Below are 26,490 nucleotides of genomic sequence, written 5' to 3'. Positions count from 1 at the left end.
CGCGCCCGTCGAGTAATGCCGTGCGGCAAAGGGAACTCGCGGCCTTTAAGCGTGCCAGATCTCGTCGCGGTACTCGCGAATGGTGCGGTCGCTCGAGAACCAGCCGCTCGAGGCGGTGTTGAGCAGGGCCTTGCGGTTCCAGGTCTCCTGGTCGCCATAGCTGCCCGTGAGCTTCTCCCATGCATCCACGTAGCTGCGGAAGTCTGCCATAACCAGGTCGGGGTCGTTGTTGTTCATAAGCTCGTTGTAGATGCTCTCAAAGTTGCCCGAAAGGCCGGCAAACGTGTTGTCCTTGAGCTCATCCATCACGCGGCCCAGACGTTCGCGATCATTGTTGAGCGTATCCCACGCAAAGTAGCTGTTCGATGCCCAGAGCTGCTCGACCTCGGGAGCGGTCAGGCCAAAGATCGCCTCGTTCTCGCGGCCGGCCAAATCGGCGATTTCGATGTTGGCTCCGTCGAGGGTGCCCAGCGTAATGGCGCCGTTCATCATGAGCTTCATGTTGGACGTGCCCGAGGCCTCCTTGCCAGCTGTGGAAATCTGCTCCGAAATCTCGGCGGCGGGGTAGATGAGCTGGGCGTTGCTCACGCGGAAGTTGGGGATAAAGCAGACCTTCATGACCTCGTTGACGCGCGGGTCGTTGTTGATAACCTCGGCCACCGAGTTAATGAGGCGGATGGTCTCCTTGGCAAAGGTGTAGCTCGAGGCAGCCTTGCCGCTAAAGATAAAGGTCGTCGGTGTCACGTGGAAGTTGGGATTGGCGATGCGACGGTTGTAGATGTCCATCACCTTCATGATGTTCATGAGCTGGCGCTTGTAGGCATGAAAACGCTTTACCTGAACATCGAAGACGGTGTTGGGGTCAATGACCAGACCGGTCTCGGCCTTAACGTAGGCGGCAAGACGCTCCTTGTTGGCGCGCTTGGAGGCACCCACGGCCTTCAGGAACTCGGTGTCGTCCTTAAACTCATTGAGTTTCTCCAGCTCAAAGGCGTCCTTAAGCCAGCCGTCGCCAATGGCCTCGGTCACGAGCTTGGCGTAGGTGGGGTTGGCCTCGGCAAAGAAGCGACGGTGCGAGATGCCGTTGGTCTTGTTGTTGAACTTCTCGGGCGTTAAGGCATAGAAGTCCTTGAGCACATTGTTCTTGATGATATCGGAGTGAATCTTGGCCACGCCGTTGACGCTGTGGCTGCAGATCACGGACAGGTTGGCCATGCGAACCTCGCCGTCCCATAGGATGGCGGTCTGGCGCAGACGCTCCTGCCAGCCCTCCTGCGTGGTGTCGAACGACTCATGCCAACGACGGCTGATCTCGTCGATGATCTGGTACACACGGGGGAGGAGCTTGGAGAACGTGCCGATGGGCCATTTCTCCAGGGCCTCGGGCAGGATGGTGTGGTTGGTGTAGCTCACGACCTGCGTCACGATGTTCCAGGCGTCATCCCACTCGAGCTTCTTCTCGTCGATGAGGATGCGCATGAGCTCGGGGCCGCACATGGCGGGGTGCGTATCGTTGGTGTGGATGGCCACAAACTGCGGCAGCAGCTCCCAGTTCGCGCCGTGCTCCTTCTCAAAGGTGTCGAGCAGGCTATAGATACCGGCCGAGACAAACAGGTATTCCTGCTTCAGACGCAGCAGACGGCCGTGCTCGCCGGCGTCGTTGGGGTAGAGGATGGCGCTGATGGCCTCGGCCTCGGCGCGCTCGGCGTCGGCCAGGGCGTAGTCGCCGCGGTTGAAGGCCTCCAAATCGAAGTGCTCTTCGACCGGCTCAGCGGCCCAGACGCGCAGCTTGTTGACGGTCTCGCCGGCATAGCCCACCACGGGGATGTCGTAAGGGACGGCCAGGATGTCCTGCGTGTCCACGGTTCGATAGAACGTGCGGCCGTTCTCCTCAAAGCCCTCGACGCGGCCACCAAACTTAATGGTCACGGCCTTGTCCTGACGACGGACCTCCCAGGGATAGCCGTTGGTGAGCCACTCGTCGGTGGTTTCGACCTGGCTGCCGTTGACGATCTCCTGTTTAAACAGGCCGTAGCGGTAGCGCATGCCGTTGCCGTAGCCGGCAATGCCCTCGGCTGCCATGGAATCCAGGAAGCATGCGGCCAGACGACCCAGGCCACCGTTGCCCAGCGCCGGATCGGGCTCCTGGCTCTCGATGACGGACAGGTCAAGGCCCATATCGTCGAGCGCCTCGGCGACCATGTCGCGCACGCCAAAGTTGAGCAGGTAGTTGTCGAGCAGGCGGCCGATCAAAAACTCGATCGAGAAGTAGTACACGCGCTTCTTGCCCTCGGCGGTGGCGCGGGCGTCGCTCTTGGTGGCAACGGTGCGGGCCTTCTCGGCCACGAGCTTGGCCAGGGCGTTAAAGCGATCCAGATCGCTGGCTGCCTCGACGCTCTTGCCGCTAATGCTCATGACGGCATCGCGATAGAGCTCGGTAAACTCCTGCTTGTTGTCGAAGATCTTATTCATACGTTCCTTTCCCCCGGGGATGTTTCTCCCGGAACGGTTGTGACTTGTATCCTACGCCCCGCTAGGGCGGGTAATTACAGCTGTAACGGCTTTGTTACGCATCCTTAGGTGATGACTTAACAGAAGCAGACTTGGCTTTGGTAGCGGCCTTTTTGGCAGCCGGCTTCTTGGTCGCGGTAGCCTTGGCAGCGGGCTTTGCTGCGGCCTTAGCCTTGGCCTTGGTCGTCGTAGCCTTCGCCTTGGCCGGAGCCTTCTTGGCGGCCGCTGGCTTGGGCTTTACCGAGGACGCACGCTTGCGGGTCGCCTTCTTGGGCTCCTCGACCACGGGCGGCTTATAGCTGCTGGGGCCGCGACGCTTAAGCACCACGCCTGCCAGGCTGGGCACCTTAATCTCGATGGAGTCCATCTGCCCGTTCCAGGGATAGGGCTCGCTCGAGCAGGTGTAGGGCTCCTCGCCAGCATAGCCGCTGCCGCCAAACTCGGGACGGTCGGAGTCAAAGATGACCTCCCAGTCGCCCTCACGCGGCACGCCCACACGGAAGCTCTCGTAGGCCGCCGGGTCAAAGTTGATCAGGATCACGAGGTCGTCATCGACGTTCTCGCCCTGACGCACAAAGCTCACGATGGACTGCTTGGAGTTGTCCGCGTCGATCCAGGTAAAGCCGTCGTCGTTGTAGCCGCGCTCGTACAGGGCGGGCTCGGCGGTATACAGGTGGTTGAGCGCCTTAATGAACGCCTGATGGTGTGCATGGGTCTCATACTGCTCGGTCAAGAACCACTGAATAGATTCGTAGTAGCGCCACTCGATAAACTGGCCGATCTCGTTGCCCATAAAGTTGAGCTTGGCACCGGGGTGCGTCATCTGGTAGAAGGCGAGCGTGCGCAGGCCGGCAAACTGGCGCCACCAGTCACCCGGCATGCGGCCGATGAGCGAGCACTTGCCGTGCACGACCTCGTCATGGCTCAGCGGGCAGATAAAGTTCTCGGTAAAGGCGTACATGATGGAGAACGTGAGCAAGCCATGGTTGCCGGGGCGCCACGGAAAATCGGTCTGCATGTAGTGCAGGGTGTCGTTCATCCAGCCCATGTCCCACTTGTAGTGGAAGCCCAGGCCGCCGTCCTGCGGCGGATAGGTCACCAGCGGCCACGCGGTGGACTCCTCGGCCATCATCATCACGTCGGGGTAGTGCGCCTCAACAGCGCAGTTGACCTGACGGATAAACGCGCTGGCGTCCAGGTCCTCCTCGGTACCGTACTTGTTGAACTTCTTTTGGCCAGGATCGTCAATGCCAAAGTTGAGGTACAGCATGCTGGACACGCCGTCCATGCGAATGCCGTCCACATGGAAGTTCTCGATCCAGTACAGCACGTTGGAGACCAAGAAGGAGCGGACCTCGCCGCGGGCGAAGTCAAACTTGTGCGTGCCCCAGTTGGGGTGAATCTCGTGCTCAAACAGCATGTGGCCGTTAAAGGTGGCAAGGCCGTGGGAGTCGGCGCAAAAACCGCCGGGCACCCAGTCCATGATCACGCCGATGCCCGCCTCGTGGCACGCATCGATAAAGTGCATGAGCTGCTGCGGGTTGCCGTAGCGCGACGTGGCGGCAAAGTAGCCGGTCGTCTGGTAGCCCCAGGAGCCATCGAAGGGGTGCTCCATAAGCGGCATGACCTCGATATGCGTGTAGCCCATATCGCGCACGTAGTCCACGAGCTCCACCGACAGGTCGTCGTAAGTGTAAAACTCGCCGCGCTGCGCAGGGAAGGGGTCCATGGGACCGGGGTAGTTGCCGTACTCGTCCGGCTCGCCCTGTGGCTCGTCTCCGTGGCGCTTCCACGAGCCAATATGCACCTCGTAGATGTTGAGCGGCTGCGACATGTGGTTGTGGCCGGCGCGGCGCTTGAGCCACGCGGCGTCGTTCCACTGGTAGCCATCGAGGGTCCACAGCACGCTCGCCGTTCCCGGAGGGCACTCGGCCTTAAAGGCGTACGGATCGGCCTTGTAGAGCTTTTCGCCCTCGTTGGTCTCGATGAGGTATTTATAGAGCTGGCCCTGCTCGGCGCCAGGAATAAAGCCTTCCCAGATAGCGCTCGTGTGTACGGGCACCAGCGGGTTGGCTTGTTCGTCCCAATTGTTGAATTCACCGATAACGTGGACGCTCTTAACGTCGGGCGCCCAAACGCAAAAACGCCAGCCGCGCGTGCGCTGCTGCGTGTCGGGATGCGCGCCCATCTTTTCCCAGCTGCGCTCCCACATTCCAATGCCAAACAGATAGACATCGTCCTTGGTGAGCTCCGGTGCGTGCGGGGCGGCTTTACGGGTAGCGGGCTTTTTGGTTGCTGGCTTTAGCTTTGTATCGCTCACGTTTGATCCCATCATGACGCGGCAGCGTGTTGCCTTGGTGACTAGATGCGAAAGGTCCAAGGCTGCACGAATCGAAGGGACGGCGATAGCTCTATGAGTCGTCCCACCTCGCGTGCACGGTGGAACTTTCGGCAAAAACCACAATAACACCTGTCCGTTACTTTTATGGACGAAAGTGGATTTACGGTGGCGTTTAATCGGTGAGCGCCATGTTTATGCCACTGACAGAATTGCGATGGTAAAACTCTTGACAGTTTTACCAATTAGGGTTTCAAGATTTGTAGATTTACGTTTGGTAAAACGTTTTTAGCAGGTTGTTTACCATTTGACATTGAAAGGTTTGCGAATGAACCACACAGCCGCCTCTAATGTTGCTTTTATTTTTGATTGCGACGGCACACTGGTAAATAGCACCCCCGTTTGGGGCTATGCGCAGCCCGAGTTATTGCACCGTCACGGCATTGATGTAACGGTTGACGATTTTGCCCAGTTTGAGCATTTGTCGCTCGAGGACGAGTGCCAGGCCTATCACGACACCTGGGGCATTGGCGAAAATGGCGAGGAGCTGTATCACGAGCTGAGTGACATCCTGATCGATGGCTACTCCAAGGTGCCGCCGCGCGAGGGGCTCCTCGCGTTTCTGGAGCAGGCGAAGTCGGCCGGCATTGCTATGTGCGTGGCCACGTCCACGCCGGCCGAGCTGGTGCAGTCCGCACTCGCGGGTGCGGGGCTCGACGCCTATATGGAGTTTATTACCACGACGGGCGAGGCGGGCCGCTCCAAGCAGTTCCCCGATGTGTACGAGCTGGCGCTGCGCCGCCTTGAGGAGCGCCACGGTCACCAGTTTGAGCGCGCGTGGGTGTTTGAGGACGCCGTCTTTGGCCTTAAGAGCTCTGGCACTGCAGGCTTTAAGCGCGTGGGCATTTATGACCCGCACGGCCGTATGGAGCGCGACGAGGTTCGCGACAACTGCGATATCTTTATCGATAGCTATGAGGACCTGGATCGAGCCCGTGTGCTTGCGTTTAAGGGCTAGGCGAGGGCCGTGGCTTGCAAAGTATTAGTTGTTTGCGGCTCACCGGTGGTGGCGAGCGCGGATCTGTTGCGTCGACTAGCGGGGGAGTGCGACCACGTTGTCGCCGTGGACCGCGGGCTCGACGCGCTGCTAGGCGCTGGCCTGGGTTGCGACGTGTATGTAGGAGATGCCGACACGGTGAGCGACACCGGTCGCGCGTTGGTCGATACCGCCGAGGCCTTTGAGGTAGAGGGTCACGACCCCTACAAGGACTATACCGATCTAGCGTTGGCACTCGATTCGGTCCGACGTCGCTGGCCGGGCGCCGAGGTGGTTGCGACCTGCGCCACCGGCGGTCGCCCGGACATGGCCCTGTCTGTGTTAGGGCTACTGGCAGGCTATGCGGACGCCCCCGTCTGGATCGAAGAAGACGAAGTGACGGCCAGAATCCTGCACCAGGACGAGACCTGGACCATCGAGGGTGCCGAGGGCAAAACCTTCTCCATCATTTCCGTAGCCCCTGGGACAGTAGTAAGCGAACACGGCCTAGAGTGGGAACTGGACCACAGCCCTCTAGGCCTGTTAGCTGACACGGGCATCTCTAATGTCGTAAGGAAAACGGCCAAGATCCAAGTCCACCAAGGCATCGCGATCGCCTTCCTCTACAAGTGAGGCATCGCCGCGTGAGGGTTTTATCGGGACGGTGGGTTAATTGACTGATTTTGACGAAGTCAAAATCAGTCAATTCAGCCCCGTCCCAGGAAAACCCGTAAGAAAAAGTTTCAACAAAAATCTCTTGCATCAAGCAAAACATTCCCCTATAGTATCTCCTCGTCACGGGGGCGTAGCTCAGCTGGGAGAGCGCTTGACTGGCAGTCAAGAGGTCAGGGGTTCGATCCCCCTCGTCTCCACCATCGTGAATGCAAAGGCCTTCGGAAAACCGAAGGCCTATTTTTCATACGTGTCCACACTACAAACCAAAGTGACGCTCGCATCAACCTGTAAAAAGTTGCGCAATTACCTCCCCGTTTTGTACAAAGTTTGTTAGCCAAACATAATAGTTTGAGCAATTCACGCCGCCAGTAATACATCTCAGGCAGTGCTCACCAACCCATACACCCCTATAAACCTGCGGCAATGTGTGCAAGGCGGCACAATATCCCCCATAACCACGGCAAGTAACCAATATGTTGCTCAACATACCCCAAAACGTATGGGCTACCTGCTGTGCTAGGATAACTAAGGTTACATGGGTTCAACTGTGCTCACGGCTCCAGCAAGCCGCAAAGCGCAGGGTCGATCAGCATCCGGCCGTAACGGCGGTGCCAGAATAAACCACGAGCTCCAATAGTCGTCATGCGTTTCGCATCGAAATGCTTTGTTTTTGTCTACGGGCAAGCTGTTCTTTCGATTCGAGATTCCATGACTCATCGCATCAGTCCTACAGCTGTTTGCGTGCGATCCAGTTTTTGTTCCCGCTTGACTGGATCGCACGCAGCCAGCTGGGGTCGCGGTCATTTTGCGATACACGTCCGCGTCTCTAGCAACTGCACTTATACATACCGTTCACGGTGGGGCAGAGCCACGCGCTTGTCTAACTGGGCTCAGGGTTTGAATATGGAGCGCCTTCGCGCACAAGCGCTCTGGCGAAGCCATACCTAAACCCCGTGAGCCACACGTAAGACAGCAAGGGGGTGGTGCTCGTGTGGTATGTGATTCAGGTCATTAACGGTCGCGAAGACGTAATTCGCGAGCGCATCGAGCGCGTGGTGCCTGCGGGCGCCATGCAGGAGCTCTTTTATCCCCAATTTCAAACCGAGATCAAGGTACACGGCGAATGGGTCAATACGACCAAGCCGCTCTTTCCCGGTTATCTTATCTGCGATACGGCAGATCCCTGCATCGTGCAACAATATCTGCTGCGCATGGACGACTTTGCCCGGGTGCTATCCCAGGACGGTCAGTTTGTGCCGCTGGCAAAAGAAGAGGTTCAGCTTATTGGCAGCTTTACTCATGCGGGAGACCGCGTAGTGCCCATGAGCGAGGCCTTAAAAGACGGCGACCAGGTCGTAGTGACGGCAGGTCCGCTGCTGGGCCACGAAGGCCTTATCAAAACCATTAACAGACGCAAGAGCACTGCTTATTTGGAGCTCGACCTGTGCGGTCGACGCGTAACTACGCGCGTTGGCCTTGCCCTGCTTTCGGCCGAGCAGCGCGCAATGCGAAACCTTAAAAAGGCGATCGCCTAAGTACGGGCGACTGTTTAACGGGACAGGGAGGATCCCCGGGGGCGGGGACGTAGGTTTGAAGGAAATTGTGCAAGAAAACAAAATGGGGGATGCAGCAGTTATTGCTCTAACAAATGAGAATAGGCGCGAGGCCGCTAAGCTCCATAATGTGGGAAAACACGAACCGAAGTTAACCGAGAACGGTATTCCGGCGGATGTGTTGGAGAAGTTACTGCCCGGTAATGACATTGTTGAATTGGAAAAGCCTGTCGTTAATGGTGGACTGTTCTATCGCTTTATTAAGCGATCCTTTGATGTTGTTTCCTGTGGTTGTGCCTTGATTGTTCTCGCCATCCCCATGGCAGTCATTGCGGTCAAGATTAAATCCGAATCCGAGGGCCCCGTTATTTATGCCCAGCGCCGCGTTGGCAAAGACGGCAAGGTTTTTAACATCTATAAATTCCGCAGCATGTATACCGATGCGGAGTCTCGGGGCGCTCAGTGGGCACAGGATGAAGACCCACGAGTAACGCCGTTTGGCAAGATCATGCGTAAAACGCGTCTGGACGAGATTCCGCAGTTCTGGAATGTCTTTAAGGGCGATATGAGTCTTATAGGCCCGCGCCCCGAGCGTCCTGCGTTCTGTGAGGAGTTCGAGAAACGTATCCACGGCTGGCATTACCGCACCATGGTGCGCCCGGGCATTTCTGGCCTTGCCCAGGTTACAGGCGGTTATGACCTGCTTCCAAGCGAAAAGGTACTGTTCGATCTGCAGTACATAAAAGCAAGAAACATCAAGATGGACGTAGTGATCATGCTCAAAACGCTTGGCGTTGTGAGCACTGGCGACGGTGCGCGCTAATGAAGATACTTGTTGTCTGTCAGCACTATTGGCCGGAGCCCTTTAACACTTCGGATGTATGCGAGGAGCTTGTTGATAGAGGCCATAGCGTCTCTGTTATCACCGGTCTTCCGAACACCGGAATGCCCAACTCGGACATTCCAGAAGAGTATAAAAGTGGACATAAGCGGATTGAGCACCATAATGGCGTGACCATTTATCGTGCCAACTTGCAACCTAGAAAAACTGGTGCGCTCAATCGCGTAAAGAACTATATCTCTTTCTGGCATAACGCAAATCGGCTTGCTCGAACGCTAAATGAAGAATTTGATGTTGTCCTTGGGTATCAGTTTTCACCCGTTATGCAGGTGGATCCCGGTCTTGTCTATGCTCGCAAGCATCATAAAAAGATGCTGTTGTATTGCTTTGATTTGTGGCCCGTGAGTCTTACGGCTGGTGGTTTTTCAGAATCCTCGTTGCCTTACAAATGGATGGAAGCTGTCTCGAAAAGGATTTATAGGCAGTCTGATCGTATCGCCGTTACCTCACCTTTGTTTGACGAATACTTTTCAAAAAGACTTGGAATTAATCGTGAGCCCTCGGCATACCTACCGCAATACGCTGACGACGCCTTTTCCAGCTGTGCTAAGTGCTCCTGCGAAGGCTACGACTCATCGAAAATCAATCTAACGTTTGCCGGCAATGTGGGACAAGCGCAGTCCGTTATAACCATTGTCGAAGCCGCCAGCATTACTCAGAAAGATCAGGACCTCGTTTTTCATATTGTTGGGTCTGGGTCACGCTTGGAGCAATGTAAATCGAGGGCTTCGGAACTAGGCCTAGATAACATTGTGTTCCACGGCCGCAAGCCAATTGAGGAAATGCCCAAGTATTACGGTGCTTCTGATGCAATGATTGTTACGTTTGAAGACAGCCCCATGGCCACGTACACCCTTCCTCGAAAAGTAACAACTTATATGGCCGCTGGAAAACCAATTTTGGCCGCGCTTTCAGGTGAAACCAAACGTGTAATCGATGAGGCAAATTGCGGATTCTGCTGCGATATCGAAGATGCCGAAGGCCTTGCACGAATTGCCTCGCAATTTGCTGGACTTTCCGACACAGAGCAGCTTGGTAATAACGCAAAAGCTTATTACGAGCGCTATTTCACAAAGAAGTTGTTTTTCGACAGGCTCGAGGCTCTTCTTGCGGAACTAATGGAGGAATAATATGACAAACACCACTGCTTTCAAAGACAAGACCCTGATGATCACGGGCGGCACCGGCTCGTTCGGCAACACCGTTCTCAAGCACTTCATGAACACAGACCTGGCCGAGATCCGCATCTTCTCGCGCGACGAGAAGAAGCAGGACGACATGCGCCACCGCCTGCAGGAGAAGTCCCCGGAGCTCGCGTCCAAGGTGCGCTTCTTCATCGGCGACGTCCGCAACGCCCAGAGCGTGCGCGACGCCATGCACGGCGTGGACTACATCTTCCACGCCGCCGCCCTGAAGCAGGTGCCCTCCTGCGAGTTCTTCCCCATGGAGGCCGTGCGCACCAACGTCATCGGCACGGACAACGTGCTCCACGCCGCCATCGACGAGGGCGTGGACCGCGTAGTGTGCCTTTCCACCGACAAGGCCGCATACCCCATCAACGCCATGGGCAAGTCCAAGGCCATGATGGAGTCCATCATCTACGCCAACGCCCGCAACGGCGCCGGCCGCACCACCATCTGCTGCACCCGCTACGGCAACGTCATGTGCTCGCGCGGCAGCGTCATCCCGCTTTTCATCGACCGCATCCGGAAAGGCGAGCCGCTCACGGTCACCGACCCCAACATGACCCGCTTCCTCATGAACCTGGACGAGGCCGTGGACCTGGTGCAGTTCGCGTTCGAGCACGCCAACCCCGGCGACCTGTTCATCCAGAAGGCGCCGGCCTCCACGATCGGCGACCTCGCCGAGGCCGTGCAGGAGGTCTTCGGCCGCGTGGGCACCCAGGTGATCGGCACCCGCCACGGCGAGAAGCTCTTCGAGACCCTCATGACCCGCGAGGAGCGGCTGAGGTCCGAGGACATGGGCGGCTACTACCGCGTGGCCTGCGACTCGCGCGACCTGAACTACGACAAGTTCGTCGTCGACGGCGAGGTCGAGACCCAGGCCGACGAGTCCTACACCTCCCACAACACCGAGAGGCTCGACGTGGAGGGCACCATCGCCAAGATCAAGACCGCCGAGTACGTGCAGCTGGCGCTCGAGGGCCGCGAGCACGAGGCGGTGCAGTAGGGTGCGCGTCCTCGTCACAGGCGCCAGGGGCTTCGTCGGGAGGAACCTCTGCTGCGCGCTGAAGAACATAAGGGACGGCAAGGACCGCCGAACCAAATACCAGTCACTCCTTCCCCTCGAGGTCATGGAGTACGACCTCGACTCGGCGCCCGCCGAGCTGGAGGACTACTGCTCCCGCGCCGACTTCGTCTTCAACCTGGCCGGCGTCAACCGCCCCAAGGACCGGGCGGAGTTCATGGAGGGCAACTTCGGGTTCGCCTCCACGCTGCTGGAGACCCTCGAGCGCCACGGGAACACGTGCCCCGTCATGCTCTCCAGCTCCGCGCAGGCGAGCCTGTCGGGCCGCTTCGAGGGCTCCGTATACGGCGAGTCCAAGCTCGCGGGGGAGGGCCTGTTCCGCGAGTACTCGGAGCGTACCGGCGCGCCCGTGCTCATCTACCGCTTCCCCAACCTCTACGGCAAGTGGTGCTGCCCGCGCTACAACTCCGCCGTGGCGACCTTCTGCGACGCCATCGCCAACGGCCGCCCCTACACCGTCAGCGACCCCTCCGTCGAGCTTGAGCTCCTCTACATCGACGACCTGGTCGACGAGATGCTGGGCGCCCTGCTGGGGCGGGAGCATCGCTGCGGCTACGACGGGCTCGAGCGCGTGGAGGGCGAGGAGTTCTGCTACGTCCCCGGTACCGACGTGAAGTCCCTGGGCGAGATCGTCTACCTGCTGGGCAGCTTCCGCGACAGCCGCGAGACGCTCTCGGTGCCCGACCTTTCCGAGGGCTCCTTCTCCAAGAAGCTCTGGAGCACGTTCCTGTCCTACTACGAGCCGGGCAACTTCGCCTATAGCCTCAGGCCTAACATGGACTCGCGCGGCTCGTTCACGGAGTTCCTGCGCACGCCTGAGCGCGGGCAGGTCTCTATCAACGTGTCCAGGCCCGGCATCACCAAGGGAAACCACTGGCACATGAGCAAGTGGGAGAGGTTCCTGGTGGTCTCCGGCACCGCCTCCATCAAGCTGAGGAAGGTGGGGGAGGACGCCGAGGGCAACCCGTTCCCCGTCGACGAGTACGTGGTCTCGGGTTCCGACATGCGCGTGGTCGAGATGATCCCCGGCTACACGCACTCCATCACCAACCTATCCGACACCGAGGACCTCGTGACGGTCATGTGGGCCAACGAGCCCTTTGACCCCGAGAGCCCCGACACCTACTACGAGGAGGTCTAGTGGGGAAGAAATCGTCTCTCATCAAATGTGAACTGGATAAAGGCACGTACCTGTCCTTCATCCAGTCGAACATCGCGAGAATGTCCAACTATTCCTGTGCGATTAAGGGCTCTTGCTGCGCCTTCCTCCTCGCTCAGCTCGCCTTGTTCCAGCAGTCTTCCCTGAATGAGAAGAGCTATCCCCTGTGCCTCCTCTTGCAGGCGGTAAGCTCTTTCGCCTTCTCCCTCTTCGATGGTAAATATCTTCAGCTGGAACGGCAGTATAGGGTTTTGTATCGAGAGGTTGTTAACGCTGGCCGCGAATTCAGCGCCGACATGGTGTTGCCTGCTCCGCGCATATGCGAAGAGACGCGAAAGAGGGACGTCTACTTCAGTTGGTCCGTCCTGGGCTTCTACTTAATTCTGTCGTGCATTTCCGTGGCGACATCGATGCTCGTTCTTCTGGGCTAGGGGGTCCATATGGCAGGTAGGAAGATTTTCGTTTCCTATAAATACGCCGACGACAACGTCGAGAACCTAAATAACAGCCCATGGTGTAACTCGACCGTCAGGGATTATGTCGACCTGCTCGAGGGTTACCTCGACAGCACCGACCATATATACAAGGGAGAGTCCGACGGCGAAGACTTGTCGACATACTCAGAGGAGACGATCCGGGAAAAGCTCAGGGACCGCATCTACGACAGCACCCTCACCATCGTCATGATCTCCCCGAAGATGAAAGATGCGCTGAAGGACGAGCACAGCCAGTGGATTCCCTGGGAAGTTTCCTTCTCTCTCAAGGAGACATCTAGGCGGAATTCCTCCGGGCAGTCTGTCGTGAGCAGAACCAATGCGATGCTCGCGATTGTCATTCCGGACAGTACTGGAGCCTACGGCTATTATCTCGAGAGCAGGTTTTGCTGCAGTAACGGCTGCATCATGCACAAGACGGGCCAGTTGTTTGAAATCATCAGGCGAAATAAGTTCAACAAGAAGGTACCTGATTCAAGGTCATGCATAAGCGGCGATACAATCTGGTACGGTGAGGCCAGCTATATCGAAGCCGTCAAGTGGGCCGATTTCACCGCAGATCCTGAAAAATATATTAGTGCTGCTTACGACAGAAGGGATCGCATCGATTCCTTCGACATCCACAAAACCTTCTAACCGATAGGGAAACCCATGCTAAATAAAGAAGGCGTCAAAACTGTGAATTTCAAAGACGACGGCCGCCTGAAGCTGCTGATCATCGTGGGCACCCGCCCCGAGGTCATCCGACTGTCCGAGGTCATCAAGAAGTGCCGCCGCCACTTCGACTGCCTGCTGGCGCACACCGGGCAGAACTACGACTACACGCTCAACGGCATCTTCTTCCGCGACCTGGAGCTCGCCGACCCCGACGTCTACCTGGACGCCGTGGGCGCCGACCTGGGCGAGACCGTGGGCAACATCATCGCGGCCTCGTACAAGCTGATGGTGCAGGTCCAGCCCGACGCCCTGCTCATCCTGGGTGACACCAACAGCTGCCTGTCCGCCATCGCGGCCAAGCGCCTGCACATCCCCATCTTCCACATGGAGGCGGGCAACCGCTGCAAGGACGAGTGCCTGCCCGAGGAGACCAACCGCCGCATCGTCGACGTGATCTCCGACGTCAACCTGGCTTACTCCGAGCATGCACGCCGCTACCTCAAGGACACCGGCTGCGCCCCGGAGCGCACCTACGTCACCGGCTCTCCCATGGCCGAGGTCCTGCGCGCGAACCTTGACAAGATCGAAGCTTCGAATGTTCTCTCCGAGCTCGGCTTGGAGCCCAGGCGCTACATGCTGCTTTCGGCCCACCGCGAGGAGAACATCGACACAGAGGCGAACTTCACGAGCCTGTTCACCGCGATCAACGCGCTCGCGGAGAAATACGACATGCCGATCCTGTACTCCTGCCACCCGCGCTCCCGCAAGCGCCTGGAGGCCACCGGCTTCCAGCTCGACCCGCGCGTGCGCATGCACGAGCCCATGGGCTTCCACGACTACAACTGCCTGCAGATGAACGCCTTCGCGGTGGTGTCCGACTCCGGCACCCTGCCCGAGGAGTCCAGCTTCTTCGCGTCTATCGGCCGCCCGTTCCCGGCGGTGTGCATCCGTACCTCTACCGAGCGCCCCGAGGCCCTGGATAAGGCCTGCTTCACGCTGGCCGGCATCAGCGAGCGCGGCCTGCTCCAGGCTGTCCACACCGCCGTCGAGCTCGACGCGGAGGGGTCCCTGCCCGAGGCGCCCGTTCCCGACTACGCTGACGAGTCCGTGTCCACCAAGGTGGTCAAGATCATCCAGAGCTACACCGGCGTGGTTGACAAGATGGTGTGGAGGAAGAGTCTTTAACATGAAGATAGCTTTCGTTTGCCCTACGCCCCCTCCTTACGGAGGTATTACCAACTGGTCTAAAATGCTCATCGCTTACTTGGAGAATGCGAGTAAGGATCAGATTTATGTGATTAATACTTCGCCAAAATCTCGTACAGCTGACGGAAGAACTTTGTTTGACAGGATTTTTGGCGGCTTGGCTGTTGCGATTAGGGCTTCTCGTGAGTTTAAGAGTCTTCTGAAAAGGGATTCACCGGATATTGTTCATGTAACAACATCCGGTGGCCTTGGGTTGTTTCGAGATGTTTTAGTGCTGGAAATTGCACGTAGGGCTAAAATCCCCGCCGTCTATCATGTTCATTATGGAAAAATTCCTCAAACACTTGCCTCTGGCGGTTTTGAGGCATCTTTGCTCAGGGCATCACTCAGGCTGTGCACTACTGCTATTGCAATCGATCGGGCGACGGAGTCATCTATTCGTGATACTGGTCTTTGTGAAGTTGTATATATCGGGAATCCTGTCGATGTTTACAAATTGAAGGACGTTTGCCGCAAGACTAGGGGTGAAAGTAAAAATACAGTCATATTTCTGGGCTGGGTTGTTGAAACAAAAGGGATTCGTGAGCTAATGGATGCCTGGGATTCAGTTTCTACGGCATTTCCTGATTGGCAATTGACGCTTGTTGGACCCTATGATTCCAATCGAATTGACGCATTGGTTAATAAATCGCGCCACTCTGGTGTGTCCCTCGTTGGCGAACTGTCCCACGATGAAGCGATGGAGCGTCTTTGCAAGGCCTCTATTTTGGTCCTTCCTAGCTATTCCGAGGGTTTCCCCAACGTAGTGCTTGAAGCGATGGTGTATGGAAAGGCTGTACTTGCTACATCTGTGGGAGCTCTTCCTGATCTTTTGGGGGATGGAAGGGGCGTCTTAGTTGAACCGAGGTCATCTATTCAGATTTCAGATGGGTTGAAAAAATTAATGAATGATGACGTTCTGCGCACTTCTTTGGGGGAACGTGCCGAACGATTTGTCAAAGAAAATTTCGATATTGCAGTTGTTGCAAATCGCTATAGATTGCTTTGGACTCGTCTGGTATCGGAACGTCACCTTACTGATGAAAAGTAATTGAGGGGAAACGTTTCATGAAAGTGATTGAGGTTGAATCGTCATTCGGACTTGGCGGAGGGCAACGTGTGGTGGAGAGCCTTTCGCTTGGGATGTTCTCAAGAGGTATAGATGTTGGCGTTGTTAGTCTTTTCGACAACCATACCGTTATTACGGACAATATCGAGGCTGCCGGAATTCCCATTAAATATATGGGTAAAAAGCGCGGCTTTGACCTTTCAATGATCGGCAGGCTTGAGAACTACTTTCGGACTGAAAAACCTGATGTAGTCCATACGCACCTGCACACTGCAAAATATGCAATTACAGCTGCCAAAAGAGCGGATGTTCCTGTTGTTGTTCATACAGTACATAATATTGCAAACAAGGAACTTCCTTTTATTGATAGGGTAATTCAGGGGTCATTTTATAAGCATAACGACGCAATCCCCGTTGCGATTAGCCCCATTGTTCAAAGGTCTGTTTCGAGTCTCTACAATTTACCACTTGATGCTATCCCCCTTATCTACAATGGTGTTGATCGCGAACTTCCAAAGAACTGCATAAAGGATCAAAGCCACTTTGAGGTTGTTCATATTGGTCGCTATGAAGAGCAGAAGAATCATGGTTTATTGGTCAGAGGATTTGCTAAGTTTTGTAAGAATGCGCCAGAAGCTCATTTAACTTTACTTGGCGATGGACCTCGATTCAAAGAAATTGAAAACTTAATAGCCGAGTTGCACATGGGCGACCATATCACTCAGCGTGGTAGCGTAGACAATGTTATGGAATATCTTGCAGTCGCCGATATCTTTGTATTGCCGTCGCGGTTTGAAGGTTTGCCTATTTCCCTTATTGAGGCATTTATAGCTGGAGTGCCGAGTGTATGCACTTCCGTGGGTGGAATACCCGACGTTCTTATTGATGGCGTTAATGGGCTACTCTGCTCACAAAGCGAAGACGATTTTTGTTCAAAAATGGAGCTACTGCACCGTGATGCAGCATTGAGAAGGAAACTTGCGAACGGAAGCAGTAAATCCGCGGCAAAATATTCCTGCAGTTCAATGACTGATGGATACATTAATTTATTTAATACTGCACTTGACATGACCCGGAGACAGAATGTCAAATAATCTATCACGTTATCGCGACATTGATATTTTCGATTTCCTCTCTGATTTTTTCCTCATTGCCTCTTTGCTCACTCTCTTTAGTATTAATTATGAAACTGAGCATTATGGTTATCTTGTGACTAACATTTGCGTTCTGCTCTTTATGTCGACGCAGATTGTCTCTCTTGCGCGTGGAAGAAAGTTCCATCTTGGCGGCGTCGTTGCTGTATTCTTCGGATTTATTGGATTCTGCGCTTTGTCGCTATTCTGGACTGTTAGTTTTGAGAGAAGCGTTCATGAACTGTCGACCTTAGTTCAAATCGCCCTTTTTATGGCTTCTCTCTCTATGTATTTGCAATATGACAACGAGCGGCATCTTAAACTAATGCTTAAGTTTATTGTCGTATCCTCGATGGTCTCATGTCTCTATGTATTGTTGACCTTCGACTGGTCCGATCTCTCGAGAGCTAACGAAGTAATTGGTGATGCGAATCAAGCGTGCGCCTACCTCGCTTATAGCTTGCCATTAGGTTATTACTGTTGGAGAAAGAATCTTGTAGGACGAGGGTCCTTCATCGTGCAGACTGTCTTGGTTTTGACTACGGTACTGGTCAGCGGAACGAGAAGCGGGCTAATTTCTTGCGTATTAGGCTTTCTCCTTCTTTGGTTCATTCAGGAGCACTCTAGAGGCTTTTTCTCGTTGAAGAATTTGGGGCTTATTGTTTTCGGAATTGCCGCGTTGGCTGGCCTTTGCTATTTTATCATGCATAATGATATCGCGTATCAGTTGCTTGGGAGCCGCTTCGAGCAACTGTTCCATTACCTCTCGGGTACAGAGATGCAGGACAACTACTCTTCCACCGTCGATTACTCGGCAAGAGAACGTTCTGGATTATTGAATCTTGCAATTGAAGTCTGGCTACAAAGTCCGGCATGGGGCAACGGAATCAACGGATTTTCTTACTACGCCGCTGTCTTACTGCGCGACACTTTCTGCCATAACAACTATCTTGAGATACTCTCGGGCGTTGGAATCATTGGTCTTTGTATCTACTATTTGCAGCATCTGCTCATCCTCAAGAACGCTTTTAGGTGTCCCTTGCTGGAAAAAACTATTGGGTTCACCGTCATCGTGCAAATGCTGGTGGCCCATATTACGGTTGTCTTTTTCGCTCTGAAGCTCGAGGCCGTGTACCTTGTCTTACTCTATGCCCTTGTTAAGACGTATGCAGCATTATCTGCATACGCGGATAATCAACGGCCACTTGGGTTCCGTTAGTCGGTTGGAGCATTTTTGAATACTAGGAAATTAGCCAGAGACCTAATCACTGCATTCGGGGCTCAAGGTGTTTCTTTTATAGCCAGTTGTTTTACCACTCTTCTTGTGCCGAAGATTCTTGGCGTGGAGGAGTTCGCATATTGGCAGCTATTTGTTTTTTATACTAGTTATGTAAGCTTTTTCCAGCTTGGTCTTAACGATGGGGTCAATCTACAGCATGGTGGCGAGGACCAGTCGTTAATTAATAAGGGGCTCATCAAAAGTGAGATGTGCGTCGGCCTTGTTTATCAAACGATTGCAGCCTTGCTTATCGCCTTTTATGGTCTGTTTAATGAGAATGACAGCGGACGAACCTTAGTTATTGTTTCCGCGGCTGCTTACCTACTCCTTTCTAATACGGCCTTCTATTTCTCATATGTTTTCCAAGCAATGAACGAGACAAGAGTCGCCTCATATTCGACTGTAATTAACCGTGGGTTTTATCTCGCTACCCTCTTCGTCTGTTTGCTGTTTCGTGTGGAATCATTTTTTCCTTACGTTTTTCTATATATTGCGGCTCAGGCGCTCGCTTTATGCTATTGCCTCTGGAAAGGAAGAGCGTTTCTTCATGCCGAGTTGCTTCCGTTTAAAGTTGCTTTACGCGAGACTGCTCTGTCCATAAAGTTGGGATTCGTGCTCACAATTGCGAACATCACTGGATCTCTCATTATTGGTATTTCAAGGTTGATAATCGATAATGTTTGGGGACTTAGCGCTTTCGGCGAGGTGTCCCTTTCCCTATCAATTGTCAACTTCGCGTTAACGTTTATTTCGCAGGTCGCTATGGTTGCGTTCCCTGCTTTGAGGCTTGCGGGCGCGGATAGTGAGGGCTATTACTTTTCACAAATGAGAGATTTGATTGGGGCCCTTCTACCCGCAGCGTTTCTCTTCTATGCGCCTATTAAGTGGCTTGTCGGCATATGGTTACCTCAATATTACGACAGCTTGATATATCTCGCGGTTCTTTTCCCTGTGTGTGTTTTTGAGGCGCAGGCGGATCTTGTTGTTGTCACCTTTATGAAGGTGAGATCTGAGCCCAGAGTATTATTCTTACTAAATTTGGCTGCCTTGGGCAGTTGCGTTGCTGCACAGTTAATAGTCCTCTTTGTCGTACATACGCCCTTTGCCGTCATCGTCGCTTCTTTGGTCGGCGTTTTTGTAAGATATGCCGCAGGCGCCCATTATTTAGGATGCAGATATCAGAGTCATAACGTAAGACTTGTTTTGTGCACGCTCGCTTTATCTGTGATGTTTATGCTTTCGGCATCTACCCTATCTCTCCCGCTGTGCTTTACCACTTGCGTTGTACTGCTTATCGTGCACGCCATCGTCAACCATTCCGAATGCAGAATGCTCGTCGAAAAAGTGTCTCATCTAGTTAGGGGGACATGTTAGTGATTTGTTGGCGAGATGGATTAGGAGACAATCAAAAACTGACTGGAGACTTTGTATGACACTAATTAGTAAAGGGCTCTCAAAAGGTAGGAGACTACTTGGGCAAACGCCTATTGGCGGCGTTGCGGTTCGTGTGAACTCCAGGCGTTATAAGGCGTGCCTACCGTCCGTTGAAGAAGCGAGAGCCGAGCTCATGTCATTGTCTCCAAGGCCAACTAGTATGTTTTGCCGTGACTTTTCATATCAGTATCCAGCCTCAGTTGATGTGAGCGTTATTGTCCCCTGTTATAACGTCGAACGATATGTTGGGGAGTGCATTAATTCCGTTCTCTCGCAGGAAGCTCCTTGTACGTTTGAGGTCATTGCCGTTAATGACGGTTCGAAGGATAACACCCTTCAAATTCTCGAGCACTTTGCCGCGAATGACCATCGAGTAAGTGTTATTAGCCAAGACAACAGAGGTTTTTCTGGTGCGAGGAACACGGGAATCAACAACGCGCGCGGCAGGGCTCTCATGTTTGTAGATTCAGATGATGTTCTTCTGCCGCAGCATATTGCGAACCTTTGGAGCGCCTTAGCAGAAGGAGATGCCGATTTCATTTCGGGGCGATACCGAAAATTGATGGCAAATGGCAAGGTACTTGACTCTGTAGAGAAGCAACGTCTTCATGGTGGCCCATGGGCGCGGCTCTATCAGCGTCGAATTTGGGATGACATCCGTTTTCCCGAGGGATTCTGGTTCGAAGATACCGTTCAGGCATATTGTATCGACTCTCGTTTTAGAAATCGCTTTGTGCCTGATTCTGGTTATTGTTATCGGTTGAACTCGGGATCAATTACGAATACCAGCAAAGCTAGCTATAAGTCGCTTGATAGCTATTGGATTATTGAAGAGATGATCGAGTGGTGTCGGCGTTTGGGAATTGAGCTCGGTCAGGAACTTTATGATCAGACTTTGCGACAACTTGGTCCGCTATTACTTTATCGCACTTCCATTTTGAATGATGAGCAGCGTGTCGCCCTTTTCGTACTCGCCTCTAATCTAATAAATGAAACCGAAGAGTTTCGAGGACTTAAAACCGACCTGAAAGGCCGTTGGTTTGACGTGGAGTCTTCGCTGCGCGACGGCGATTATTCCAAATGGATTGCTTCTTGTAGGTGGGCGGGGTGATTTGCATGGATCCAATAGGATTCCTCGTTAACAGTGTTTTTTCAAGCGCCTTATTCCCTGGGCGGCTACGAACCGTAATTATCAATTTATGGGGTGCCGATGTTCGGGGGGGTCTTACCTCATATTTATATTGAGTCGCCTAGACTCTTCATGGGTCCTGGATCGTTTGTAAATTCTCATTGCAGAATTTACAACAAAGGTGGCGATGTAATAATCGGTTCCGATGTCGCAATCGGTTTTGGAACGACGATTATCACGATAACTCATGACTATGGCATATCCAATAGGCGTGCGGGTAATCTTTCGGCAAAAGACGTTCGAATAGGTGACGGATGCTGGATTGGCGCGAATGTCACTATATGTCCTGGAGTTTCGGTTGGAGATGGCACTGTCGTTGCGGCAGGTGCGGTCCTGGTTGGCAATCTTGAGCCAAACTGTCTATATGGTGGTGTTCCAGCTAAGATTATCAAACGTCTGGTTTAGATAACAGTTTTATATCCAGCGATAAATCAAGCTCAAGAACTCGCGACGACGGGAGACTCGACCGGGAGGCCGCGCTCATCGGCAAGGCCCGCCTGCTCGTCACCGACGAGCTCGGGTTTCTCCCGCTCGACGCGGACGGGGCGAGGCTGCTCTTCCAGGTCTTCGCCGACGCATACGAGAGGCAGTCGGTGGTAATCACCGCGAACCTGGAGTTCAGCAGGTGGGGGTCGGTGTTCGGGGGCGACCAGATGGCCGCCGCCGTGATCGACCGCATCGTCCACCACGGGAGGCTCGTCCAGTTCCGCGGCGAGTCCTACCGCGTCCGCCATGCCCTCATGCAGGAGGGCTAGCCGCTCAAAAAGCGTGCGCGCTTCCGATGCTCAGGCTGCTCAATTCCCGATGCTCTTTTTGCTCAAATCCTCTTGACGAAACACAAACCTGGCCGAGCGGGCCATTAAGCTGTCCGTGATCGGCCGCAAGAACTTCCTGTTCAACGACACACCGCGCGACGTGAAGTCCTTGGCGGACATCTACTCGGTGGTCACGACGGACAAGGCCAACGTCATGAACCCGCGCAAATACGTGGAGTGGTTGCTGGCGGAGATGGCCAACGCCGGCGACCCCGACGACCCGGCCTACCTGGACCCCCTGATGCCCTGGTCGGATTCCGTGGCGGAGGGAATCAGTCTGAAGCCGGCCGCCGCGCCTGAGGCGGCCGAGATGGCCGACGAGCCCATCATCGACATCGACCGTCAGCCTTCTCTGAGGAAGAGGAATAGAAAACTTCCCAGAGTATTCTCGAAACGAAATTGGAAAACTCTGAGAGGTTTCCCAGCAAATTGTTCGCTACTATTCTCTCTGAAATTAAAGCATCGCTTGATTAGCGATTGAGATAGCACTTCTGCCCACACGTTAGAATGGCTATCTACTATTTGCTAGATGTAGCGATGCAGGCGGCGTCGCCGTGAGCTCGTTCTCCACGTCCGCCGCCATATGCAAATCAAAGGGGCCCCGGAGATGCGCGTCGGAATTCAGATTATTCGTGCGAAGCACTTCTAATCGCCTATTTCCCGATAACGTTCTTGGGAAATATCAAAGTTCGTAGCGTCTTCTTGTCGAGCGAGCCACATATATTAAGCATCCCTCTACTTCGTTTGAGCCTCGGGTCATCATCGCTGTCGAGGAAGATTTCCGCGCATAAGTCTTCGATGTATCTATTTCGAATGTCATCAGTTGGCTCACCGCCTTTCTCGAAGTATTTGCACTCTCCCAGTATGATGCGGCCTAGATACTCCATGAATTTATCGTTCTCTTTTGCGAACTCAAATACATGGTCGAAGCGTTTTCCGGTTTTGACCAGCTCCCATTGTTCGGGCTCATATTCCGCCATTGTTAGGAAGGTCGGCAAAAGTGCATTCCTTGAGAACGAGATTGACCAGTCTCCTTGCCAGTCGAAGACGGTCATTATGTGGGTGACACCTTGGTTGAGCTTGTCGATGAACCGGTTGAAATCGCGAAGGCTTCCGTTGTTTTGCTCAATAAACCGTTGGTATATTTCCGTGAAAAAGTATCCGCTATGGATGTTGGCTTGTTTCGCTTCGAGGTACGTATTTGGATTGATTCGGGGCAAATCGAATCGGTAGTCGTAGAAGCGTTGAAGGTATCGTTGGCAGTCGTAATTCTGGCCATAGACCCTTGGAGTGAGTAGGCAAGTTGCGTTCTGTCCGTTGAATAAACGACCACGATGTTATCCTGAAGGAAGAGAGACTTTGTTTGCTCGAGTAGCTGCATAGCGAATTCTGGCCGGCACCTGTCGAGCTCGTCTATGAAGAGTACAGCCTTATTGGCAACTTCCGGCAGAAGCGCTGACACGAGTTCCTCGATTTTCGCCCTCAGCTCCTGTCTCTTTCTGAACGCGTCAAGGAAATCGCTCCCGCTGATTGCTTCGAGGAGCTTTCCTGCATTCAGGCCCGCTAAAGACAAAGCGCAGTCTATTGCCCCTGCTGCGATATCGGAAACGTTTCTCTCCTGATAGACCTTTGTCTTGTCGGCCATGGTTGCTATGGTTGCCAATAGCGGGGCAATCGGGTCGTTGAAATGGTCGTTCTCCCAGGCATTGAAGTATATTGGCAGAAAAGGATCTTCACTCATCTTGGTCATGAGATTGCTGTCGAAAATCGATGTGTCCGAGGGGGCATTCACGTCGATCTTCGTGTTTCCGAAGCGCAAGGTTTCGATGATTTGCTTGACAAAGAAGGATTTGCCCGTTCCCCAAGGGGCGTCTATGAAAAGAGAATAGGGTCCATTCACGCTGTAAAGTAGATGGATAAATTGGGCGACAATTTCGCGGCGACCGAGCTGGTCGTGTTTTAGTGATTCCCTGGCGAGCTCGCATGTGGGTTCTTCGTCTAATCGTTTCATATATGCTCTCTTTTCCGTGGTGTTGCTGGAGGAGGTTCTCATTTCATTGCTAGTATTATCGCACAAGCGTTCGATGCGATTGTATGTGGCTTTATTGATATACGAGGCGGCGGTGGCTCTTGACCTTAGTTTGCATTGGCGGGGACCGTGGGGGTGTCCTGGGCGGTAGAGCAGCGTGTGTGGGGCGTATGAGTTCGTGACCAGAGATGCGAATGCAAATGTATGATAATGAATTGGCTGCGAGAGCTAAAAGCCTCAACTAGCTGCGCGAGAAACGGCTATCATACGTTCTATATTTAAGTGCTTTCATGGAAGATGTGGTTTGCTAAAACAAATTGCTTATATAGCTACTTGGTCGCTTGTGAAAAAGTCCGCCAAATGGTCGATGGCAATCATCGGTGCAATTTCGACGATTATGACGGTTGTGGGCGTGTCTCTCATTGATCTGCTGCCGAAGGGTTCGGGGTGTCTGTTTAGACTCTTCGTTTTCGTTGTTCTTTTTATTCTGATAGCCATTCTTGCGGCGGTCGTCACATATCGTCGCAGCAGGAGCGGGGTCCATTTGGCGATTAACGGTATGGACATCGACATCGTGGTTGGCGACCTTTTTGCTACGGACGGAGTGAAGGTCATCCCGTTCGATGAGTATTTCGACATCCAGGTCGATGACAAGGTTATTTCAAGGAATTCTCTCAACGGCATTTTTATCAAGAGGTACGCTGATTGGAATACCCTCAAGCGTACAGTCGAAAAATTGGGGCCGAGCTTGTTGGAGCCTTGCAAAGCTGGGGATGGTAGGATTCGCTATCCTCTCGGCACCATCAAGGACTACAACGAGTACGCACTGCTCGCCTTCACGCATATGGACAAACTAAACCGAGCACGCCTTCGCCGTGGCGAATATGAGGAATGCCTGCTCAACATGTGGGATGAGCTAGATAGGATGTATGCCGGCAGACCTGTCGTTCTTCCGCTGCTGGGGTCGGGGATAACCAGGTTCGACGGCGGGAAGCCCTCGGAGGACGACCTTCTTCGCTGCATGCTTTGTACCCTGAGGGCTTCGAAGCGACATTTCAAAGAAGGCGTCGTGGTCGTCTTGACGGAGAAGACCGCTGCACGAATGAGGCTATACGAAGTCAACGGATATATTGAGGCTTGGGAAAATAGGATTGGAGAGAAAGATGGTTTATAGGACGAGGACCTACATCGCTGCTGACTGGGATGGCGACCGAGATGCTGTGGACCAGCTGCACAAATGGAACGACAGCGACTATTGGGGGCTTTCATTTACGGATGCCCACAATTTACAGCAGTCGCGCGATTCCAGCCTGCCCTGCAGCATAAAGAGCTCGCTGAAAGAGAGAATGGATCATTCCAAACGTTTCGTGCTTATCGTGGGGGATTCGACGGACACCGTGACTAAGGGAAGCTGTCGGTATTGCGGAAGCTATAACGCGTGGACTTCTAGCTGTGCCCGCATGCATAGCGTTGATTATCGCAGCTACATCAAGTACGAGTGCGATAAGGCCATGGAGGCCGATATCGATATCGTGGTGCTGTATAACAACACGCGGGTCGACAGGTTGAAGTGTCCTGAGGCTGTTAGGTACCACGGAAACCATGTCGCCATGATGTATTATAGGGACGGTAAATACTATTGGGATTATCCGGCGGTCAAAAAAAGCGCTTCTGTAAAGACTTCCCACGCACAGTGTCGAAGCCGGCATGGTCATACCTGTACGCTATCGGATGAAGCTATCCTTTAATATGAGAAAGCCATTGTCAATAGGCGTGTTTGTTCGGGCCCGGTTTTAAACCGGGCTTTTTCGTTTCCCGTCGGGAGGGCCCGCGCACGCTGCACGTTTAGTCGACGCTTGCCTGGCAAGCTAATATCCGCGGGCTCTTGCGGGCGCGCTGCCGGCGGTCAGCCCGGTATGTCCGCGCACCCCACCGCATTTCGATTCTCCGTCCGGCGCGCTCGTCCGAAACCAGTCTTGTTCACGGGCGCGGCCCTTGCCTTGGGCTGCCCAAAAAAGGGTCGTGAACGCGCGCCGGCGATGCGTCGAGGCGCGGGCCCTCCCGGCGGGAGGCTTGTTGTCCGACGGGGTCAGCCGAGGGTCCCCTCCGCCCGGCGCCCGATCTCCCAGACCCAGCAGGCGAGCTCGCGCGCGACGGCGGCGTTTGCCTTGCACGGGCTCTTGCCCGCCGCCGCCAGCGCCTCGCGGCGACGGCAGAGCCTGGCGGTGCAGTCGTCGGCGCGCGCCCGGATCGCCGCGGGGACGTCCGCGCCGGGCGCCGGGGCCTTCGGGCGGGGCGTGCACGTCAGGTAGTGCCACGCCGACTCCACCAGCGCCGTCCTGGCGAGCCGGTTGCCCGTCTTGGTTATCCCGCCGCGCCGCTCGGTCTCGCCGCTCGAGCGCTCCGACGGGACCAGCCCGCACCAGCTCGCGAAGGCCGGGGCCGTCCGGAACCTCGTGAAGGAGCCCGCCTCGGCTGCGAGCCTGAAGGCCGTCAGGGTGTCGATTCCCTTGATGCAGGAGAGCGCCTCGACGGCCGGGCGCCACCGGTCGGTCCGGGCGAGGGCGAGCACCTTCTTCTCGAGCTGCCGGCGGTCCGACTCCGCGCACCTCGCGGCCGTGACGTAGTACTCGAGCACGTCGCGCTGGGGCCCCTCGAGCCTGATCCCGGATATCCACCTCCAGTGGGCGCGCGTCCAGGATCCC

Annotated in this window: 25 protein-coding genes and 1 tRNA gene; 21 read left to right on the top strand and 5 right to left on the bottom strand. The window is 54.5% G+C overall.

What is annotated here, in order from left to right:
- Positions 1–45: 45 nt before the first annotated feature.
- Entirely contained in the window at positions 46–2,472 is a 2,427-nt protein-coding gene (locus tag ACTQVX_RS04510) for a glycogen/starch/alpha-glucan phosphorylase (protein WP_441560349.1), read from the bottom strand.
- Positions 2,473–2,566: 94 nt separating this feature from the next.
- Entirely contained in the window at positions 2,567–4,846 is a 2,280-nt protein-coding gene (gene glgB, locus ACTQVX_RS04505) for a 1,4-alpha-glucan branching protein GlgB (RefSeq protein ID WP_427729048.1), read from the bottom strand.
- A gap of 331 nt (positions 4,847–5,177) precedes the next feature.
- Here glgB and ACTQVX_RS04500 point away from each other — a divergent pair, with 331 nt between their 5' ends.
- The 19 genes from ACTQVX_RS04500 to ACTQVX_RS04410 all read left to right on the top strand — a co-directional run bounded on the left by ACTQVX_RS04500 (position 5,178) and on the right by ACTQVX_RS04410 (position 22,237).
- Positions 5,178–5,867, top strand: coding sequence for an HAD family hydrolase (locus ACTQVX_RS04500; protein WP_441560347.1), 690 nt, complete (start codon positions 5,178–5,180; stop codon positions 5,865–5,867).
- A gap of 9 nt (positions 5,868–5,876) precedes the next feature.
- Positions 5,877–6,518, top strand: coding sequence for a thiamine diphosphokinase (locus ACTQVX_RS04495; RefSeq protein WP_441560346.1), 642 nt, complete (start codon positions 5,877–5,879; stop codon positions 6,516–6,518).
- A gap of 166 nt (positions 6,519–6,684) precedes the next feature.
- Positions 6,685–6,760, top strand: a tRNA-Ala gene (locus ACTQVX_RS04490).
- A 783-nt stretch (positions 6,761–7,543) separates the two neighbouring features.
- Positions 7,544–8,095, top strand: coding sequence for an antiterminator LoaP (gene loaP, locus ACTQVX_RS04485; protein WP_441560344.1), 552 nt, complete (start codon positions 7,544–7,546; stop codon positions 8,093–8,095).
- Positions 8,096–8,150: 55 nt separating this feature from the next.
- A complete protein-coding gene (locus ACTQVX_RS04480; RefSeq protein WP_441560342.1) occupies positions 8,151–8,936 on the top strand; it encodes a sugar transferase in 786 nt (261 codons plus the stop codon).
- Positions 8,936–10,144: a glycosyltransferase family 4 protein gene (locus ACTQVX_RS04475; protein WP_441560340.1), complete on the top strand. Its 1,209-nt coding sequence runs from the start codon at positions 8,936–8,938 to the stop codon at positions 10,142–10,144. Before ACTQVX_RS04480 ends, ACTQVX_RS04475 begins: the two co-directional genes overlap by 1 nt.
- A 1-nt stretch (position 10,145) precedes the next feature.
- Positions 10,146–11,204, top strand: coding sequence for a polysaccharide biosynthesis protein (locus tag ACTQVX_RS04470; RefSeq protein WP_441560338.1), 1,059 nt, complete (start codon positions 10,146–10,148; stop codon positions 11,202–11,204).
- A gap of 1 nt (position 11,205) precedes the next feature.
- Complete coding sequence (locus ACTQVX_RS04465) at positions 11,206–12,423, top strand: polysaccharide biosynthesis C-terminal domain-containing protein (RefSeq protein ID WP_441560337.1); 1,218 nt, start codon at positions 11,206–11,208, stop codon at positions 12,421–12,423.
- Positions 12,423–12,872, top strand: a complete 450-nt coding sequence (locus ACTQVX_RS04460) for a hypothetical protein (RefSeq protein ID WP_441560335.1) — start codon at positions 12,423–12,425, stop codon at positions 12,870–12,872. Before ACTQVX_RS04465 ends, ACTQVX_RS04460 begins: the two co-directional genes overlap by 1 nt.
- 9 nt (positions 12,873–12,881) lie before the next feature.
- A complete protein-coding gene (locus ACTQVX_RS04455) occupies positions 12,882–13,571 on the top strand; it encodes a TIR domain-containing protein (RefSeq protein ID WP_441560333.1) in 690 nt (229 codons plus the stop codon).
- A gap of 42 nt (positions 13,572–13,613) precedes the next feature.
- Complete coding sequence (gene wecB / locus ACTQVX_RS04450) at positions 13,614–14,777, top strand: non-hydrolyzing UDP-N-acetylglucosamine 2-epimerase (protein ID WP_441560332.1); 1,164 nt, start codon at positions 13,614–13,616, stop codon at positions 14,775–14,777.
- 1 nt (position 14,778) lies between these two features.
- Positions 14,779–15,888 carry a glycosyltransferase family 4 protein gene (locus ACTQVX_RS04445; RefSeq protein ID WP_441560331.1) on the top strand — a complete coding sequence of 370 codons (1,110 nt, stop codon included), beginning with the start codon at positions 14,779–14,781 and terminating at the stop codon, positions 15,886–15,888.
- Positions 15,889–15,905: 17 nt separating this feature from the next.
- Positions 15,906–17,000 (top strand): glycosyltransferase, encoded by a 1,095-nt coding sequence (locus tag ACTQVX_RS04440; protein ID WP_441560329.1) that lies wholly within the window; start codon positions 15,906–15,908, stop codon positions 16,998–17,000.
- Positions 16,990–18,258: an O-antigen ligase family protein gene (locus ACTQVX_RS04435; protein WP_441560327.1), complete on the top strand. Its 1,269-nt coding sequence runs from the start codon at positions 16,990–16,992 to the stop codon at positions 18,256–18,258. Before ACTQVX_RS04440 ends, ACTQVX_RS04435 begins: the two co-directional genes overlap by 11 nt.
- 15 nt (positions 18,259–18,273) lie before the next feature.
- A complete protein-coding gene (locus ACTQVX_RS04430; protein WP_441560325.1) occupies positions 18,274–19,692 on the top strand; it encodes an oligosaccharide flippase family protein in 1,419 nt (472 codons plus the stop codon).
- 220 nt (positions 19,693–19,912) lie between these two features.
- Entirely contained in the window at positions 19,913–20,863 is a 951-nt protein-coding gene (locus ACTQVX_RS04425; protein WP_441560323.1) for a glycosyltransferase family 2 protein, read from the top strand.
- Positions 20,864–20,962: 99 nt separating this feature from the next.
- On the top strand, positions 20,963–21,346 hold the full coding sequence (locus tag ACTQVX_RS04420) for an acyltransferase (RefSeq protein ID WP_441560321.1): 384 nt from the start codon (positions 20,963–20,965) through the stop codon (positions 21,344–21,346).
- A gap of 11 nt (positions 21,347–21,357) precedes the next feature.
- Positions 21,358–21,696, top strand: a complete 339-nt coding sequence (locus tag ACTQVX_RS04415; protein ID WP_441560464.1) for an ATP-binding protein — start codon at positions 21,358–21,360, stop codon at positions 21,694–21,696.
- A 115-nt stretch (positions 21,697–21,811) separates the two neighbouring features.
- The gene (locus ACTQVX_RS04410) at positions 21,812–22,237 is read left to right on the top strand and encodes a hypothetical protein (protein WP_441560319.1); all 426 of its coding nucleotides are present in this window, start codon (positions 21,812–21,814) and stop codon (positions 22,235–22,237) included.
- A 172-nt stretch (positions 22,238–22,409) separates the two neighbouring features.
- Here the strand turns inward: ACTQVX_RS04410 and ACTQVX_RS04405 are convergent, their stop codons facing one another.
- Both ACTQVX_RS04405 and ACTQVX_RS04400 read right to left on the bottom strand, forming a co-directional pair.
- Positions 22,410–22,811: a hypothetical protein gene (locus ACTQVX_RS04405; protein WP_441560317.1), complete on the bottom strand. Its 402-nt coding sequence runs from the start codon at positions 22,809–22,811 to the stop codon at positions 22,410–22,412.
- A complete protein-coding gene (locus ACTQVX_RS04400; RefSeq protein WP_441560315.1) occupies positions 22,811–23,767 on the bottom strand; it encodes a KAP family P-loop NTPase fold protein in 957 nt (318 codons plus the stop codon). The genes ACTQVX_RS04405 and ACTQVX_RS04400 overlap by 1 nt, the downstream gene beginning before the upstream one ends.
- A 385-nt stretch (positions 23,768–24,152) precedes the next feature.
- Between ACTQVX_RS04400 and ACTQVX_RS04395 the strand changes: the two genes are divergently transcribed.
- Positions 24,153–24,959, top strand: a complete 807-nt coding sequence (locus ACTQVX_RS04395; RefSeq protein ID WP_441560313.1) for a macro domain-containing protein — start codon at positions 24,153–24,155, stop codon at positions 24,957–24,959.
- A complete protein-coding gene (locus ACTQVX_RS04390) occupies positions 24,949–25,533 on the top strand; it encodes a TIR domain-containing protein (RefSeq protein ID WP_441560311.1) in 585 nt (194 codons plus the stop codon). The genes ACTQVX_RS04395 and ACTQVX_RS04390 overlap by 11 nt, the downstream gene beginning before the upstream one ends.
- 341 nt (positions 25,534–25,874) lie before the next feature.
- On the opposite strand, the gene ACTQVX_RS04385 is transcribed toward ACTQVX_RS04390, so the two are convergent.
- Positions 25,875–26,490: transposase (locus ACTQVX_RS04385; RefSeq protein WP_441560309.1), on the bottom strand; the 616-nt coding region annotated here is incomplete at its 5' end.

Origin of the sequence: Collinsella sp. LCP19S3_A6, assembly GCF_052122015.1 — a bacterium.
GTDB lineage: Bacteria > Actinomycetota > Coriobacteriia > Coriobacteriales > Coriobacteriaceae > Collinsella.
This window is presented reverse-complemented; position numbering and strand designations above follow the sequence as displayed.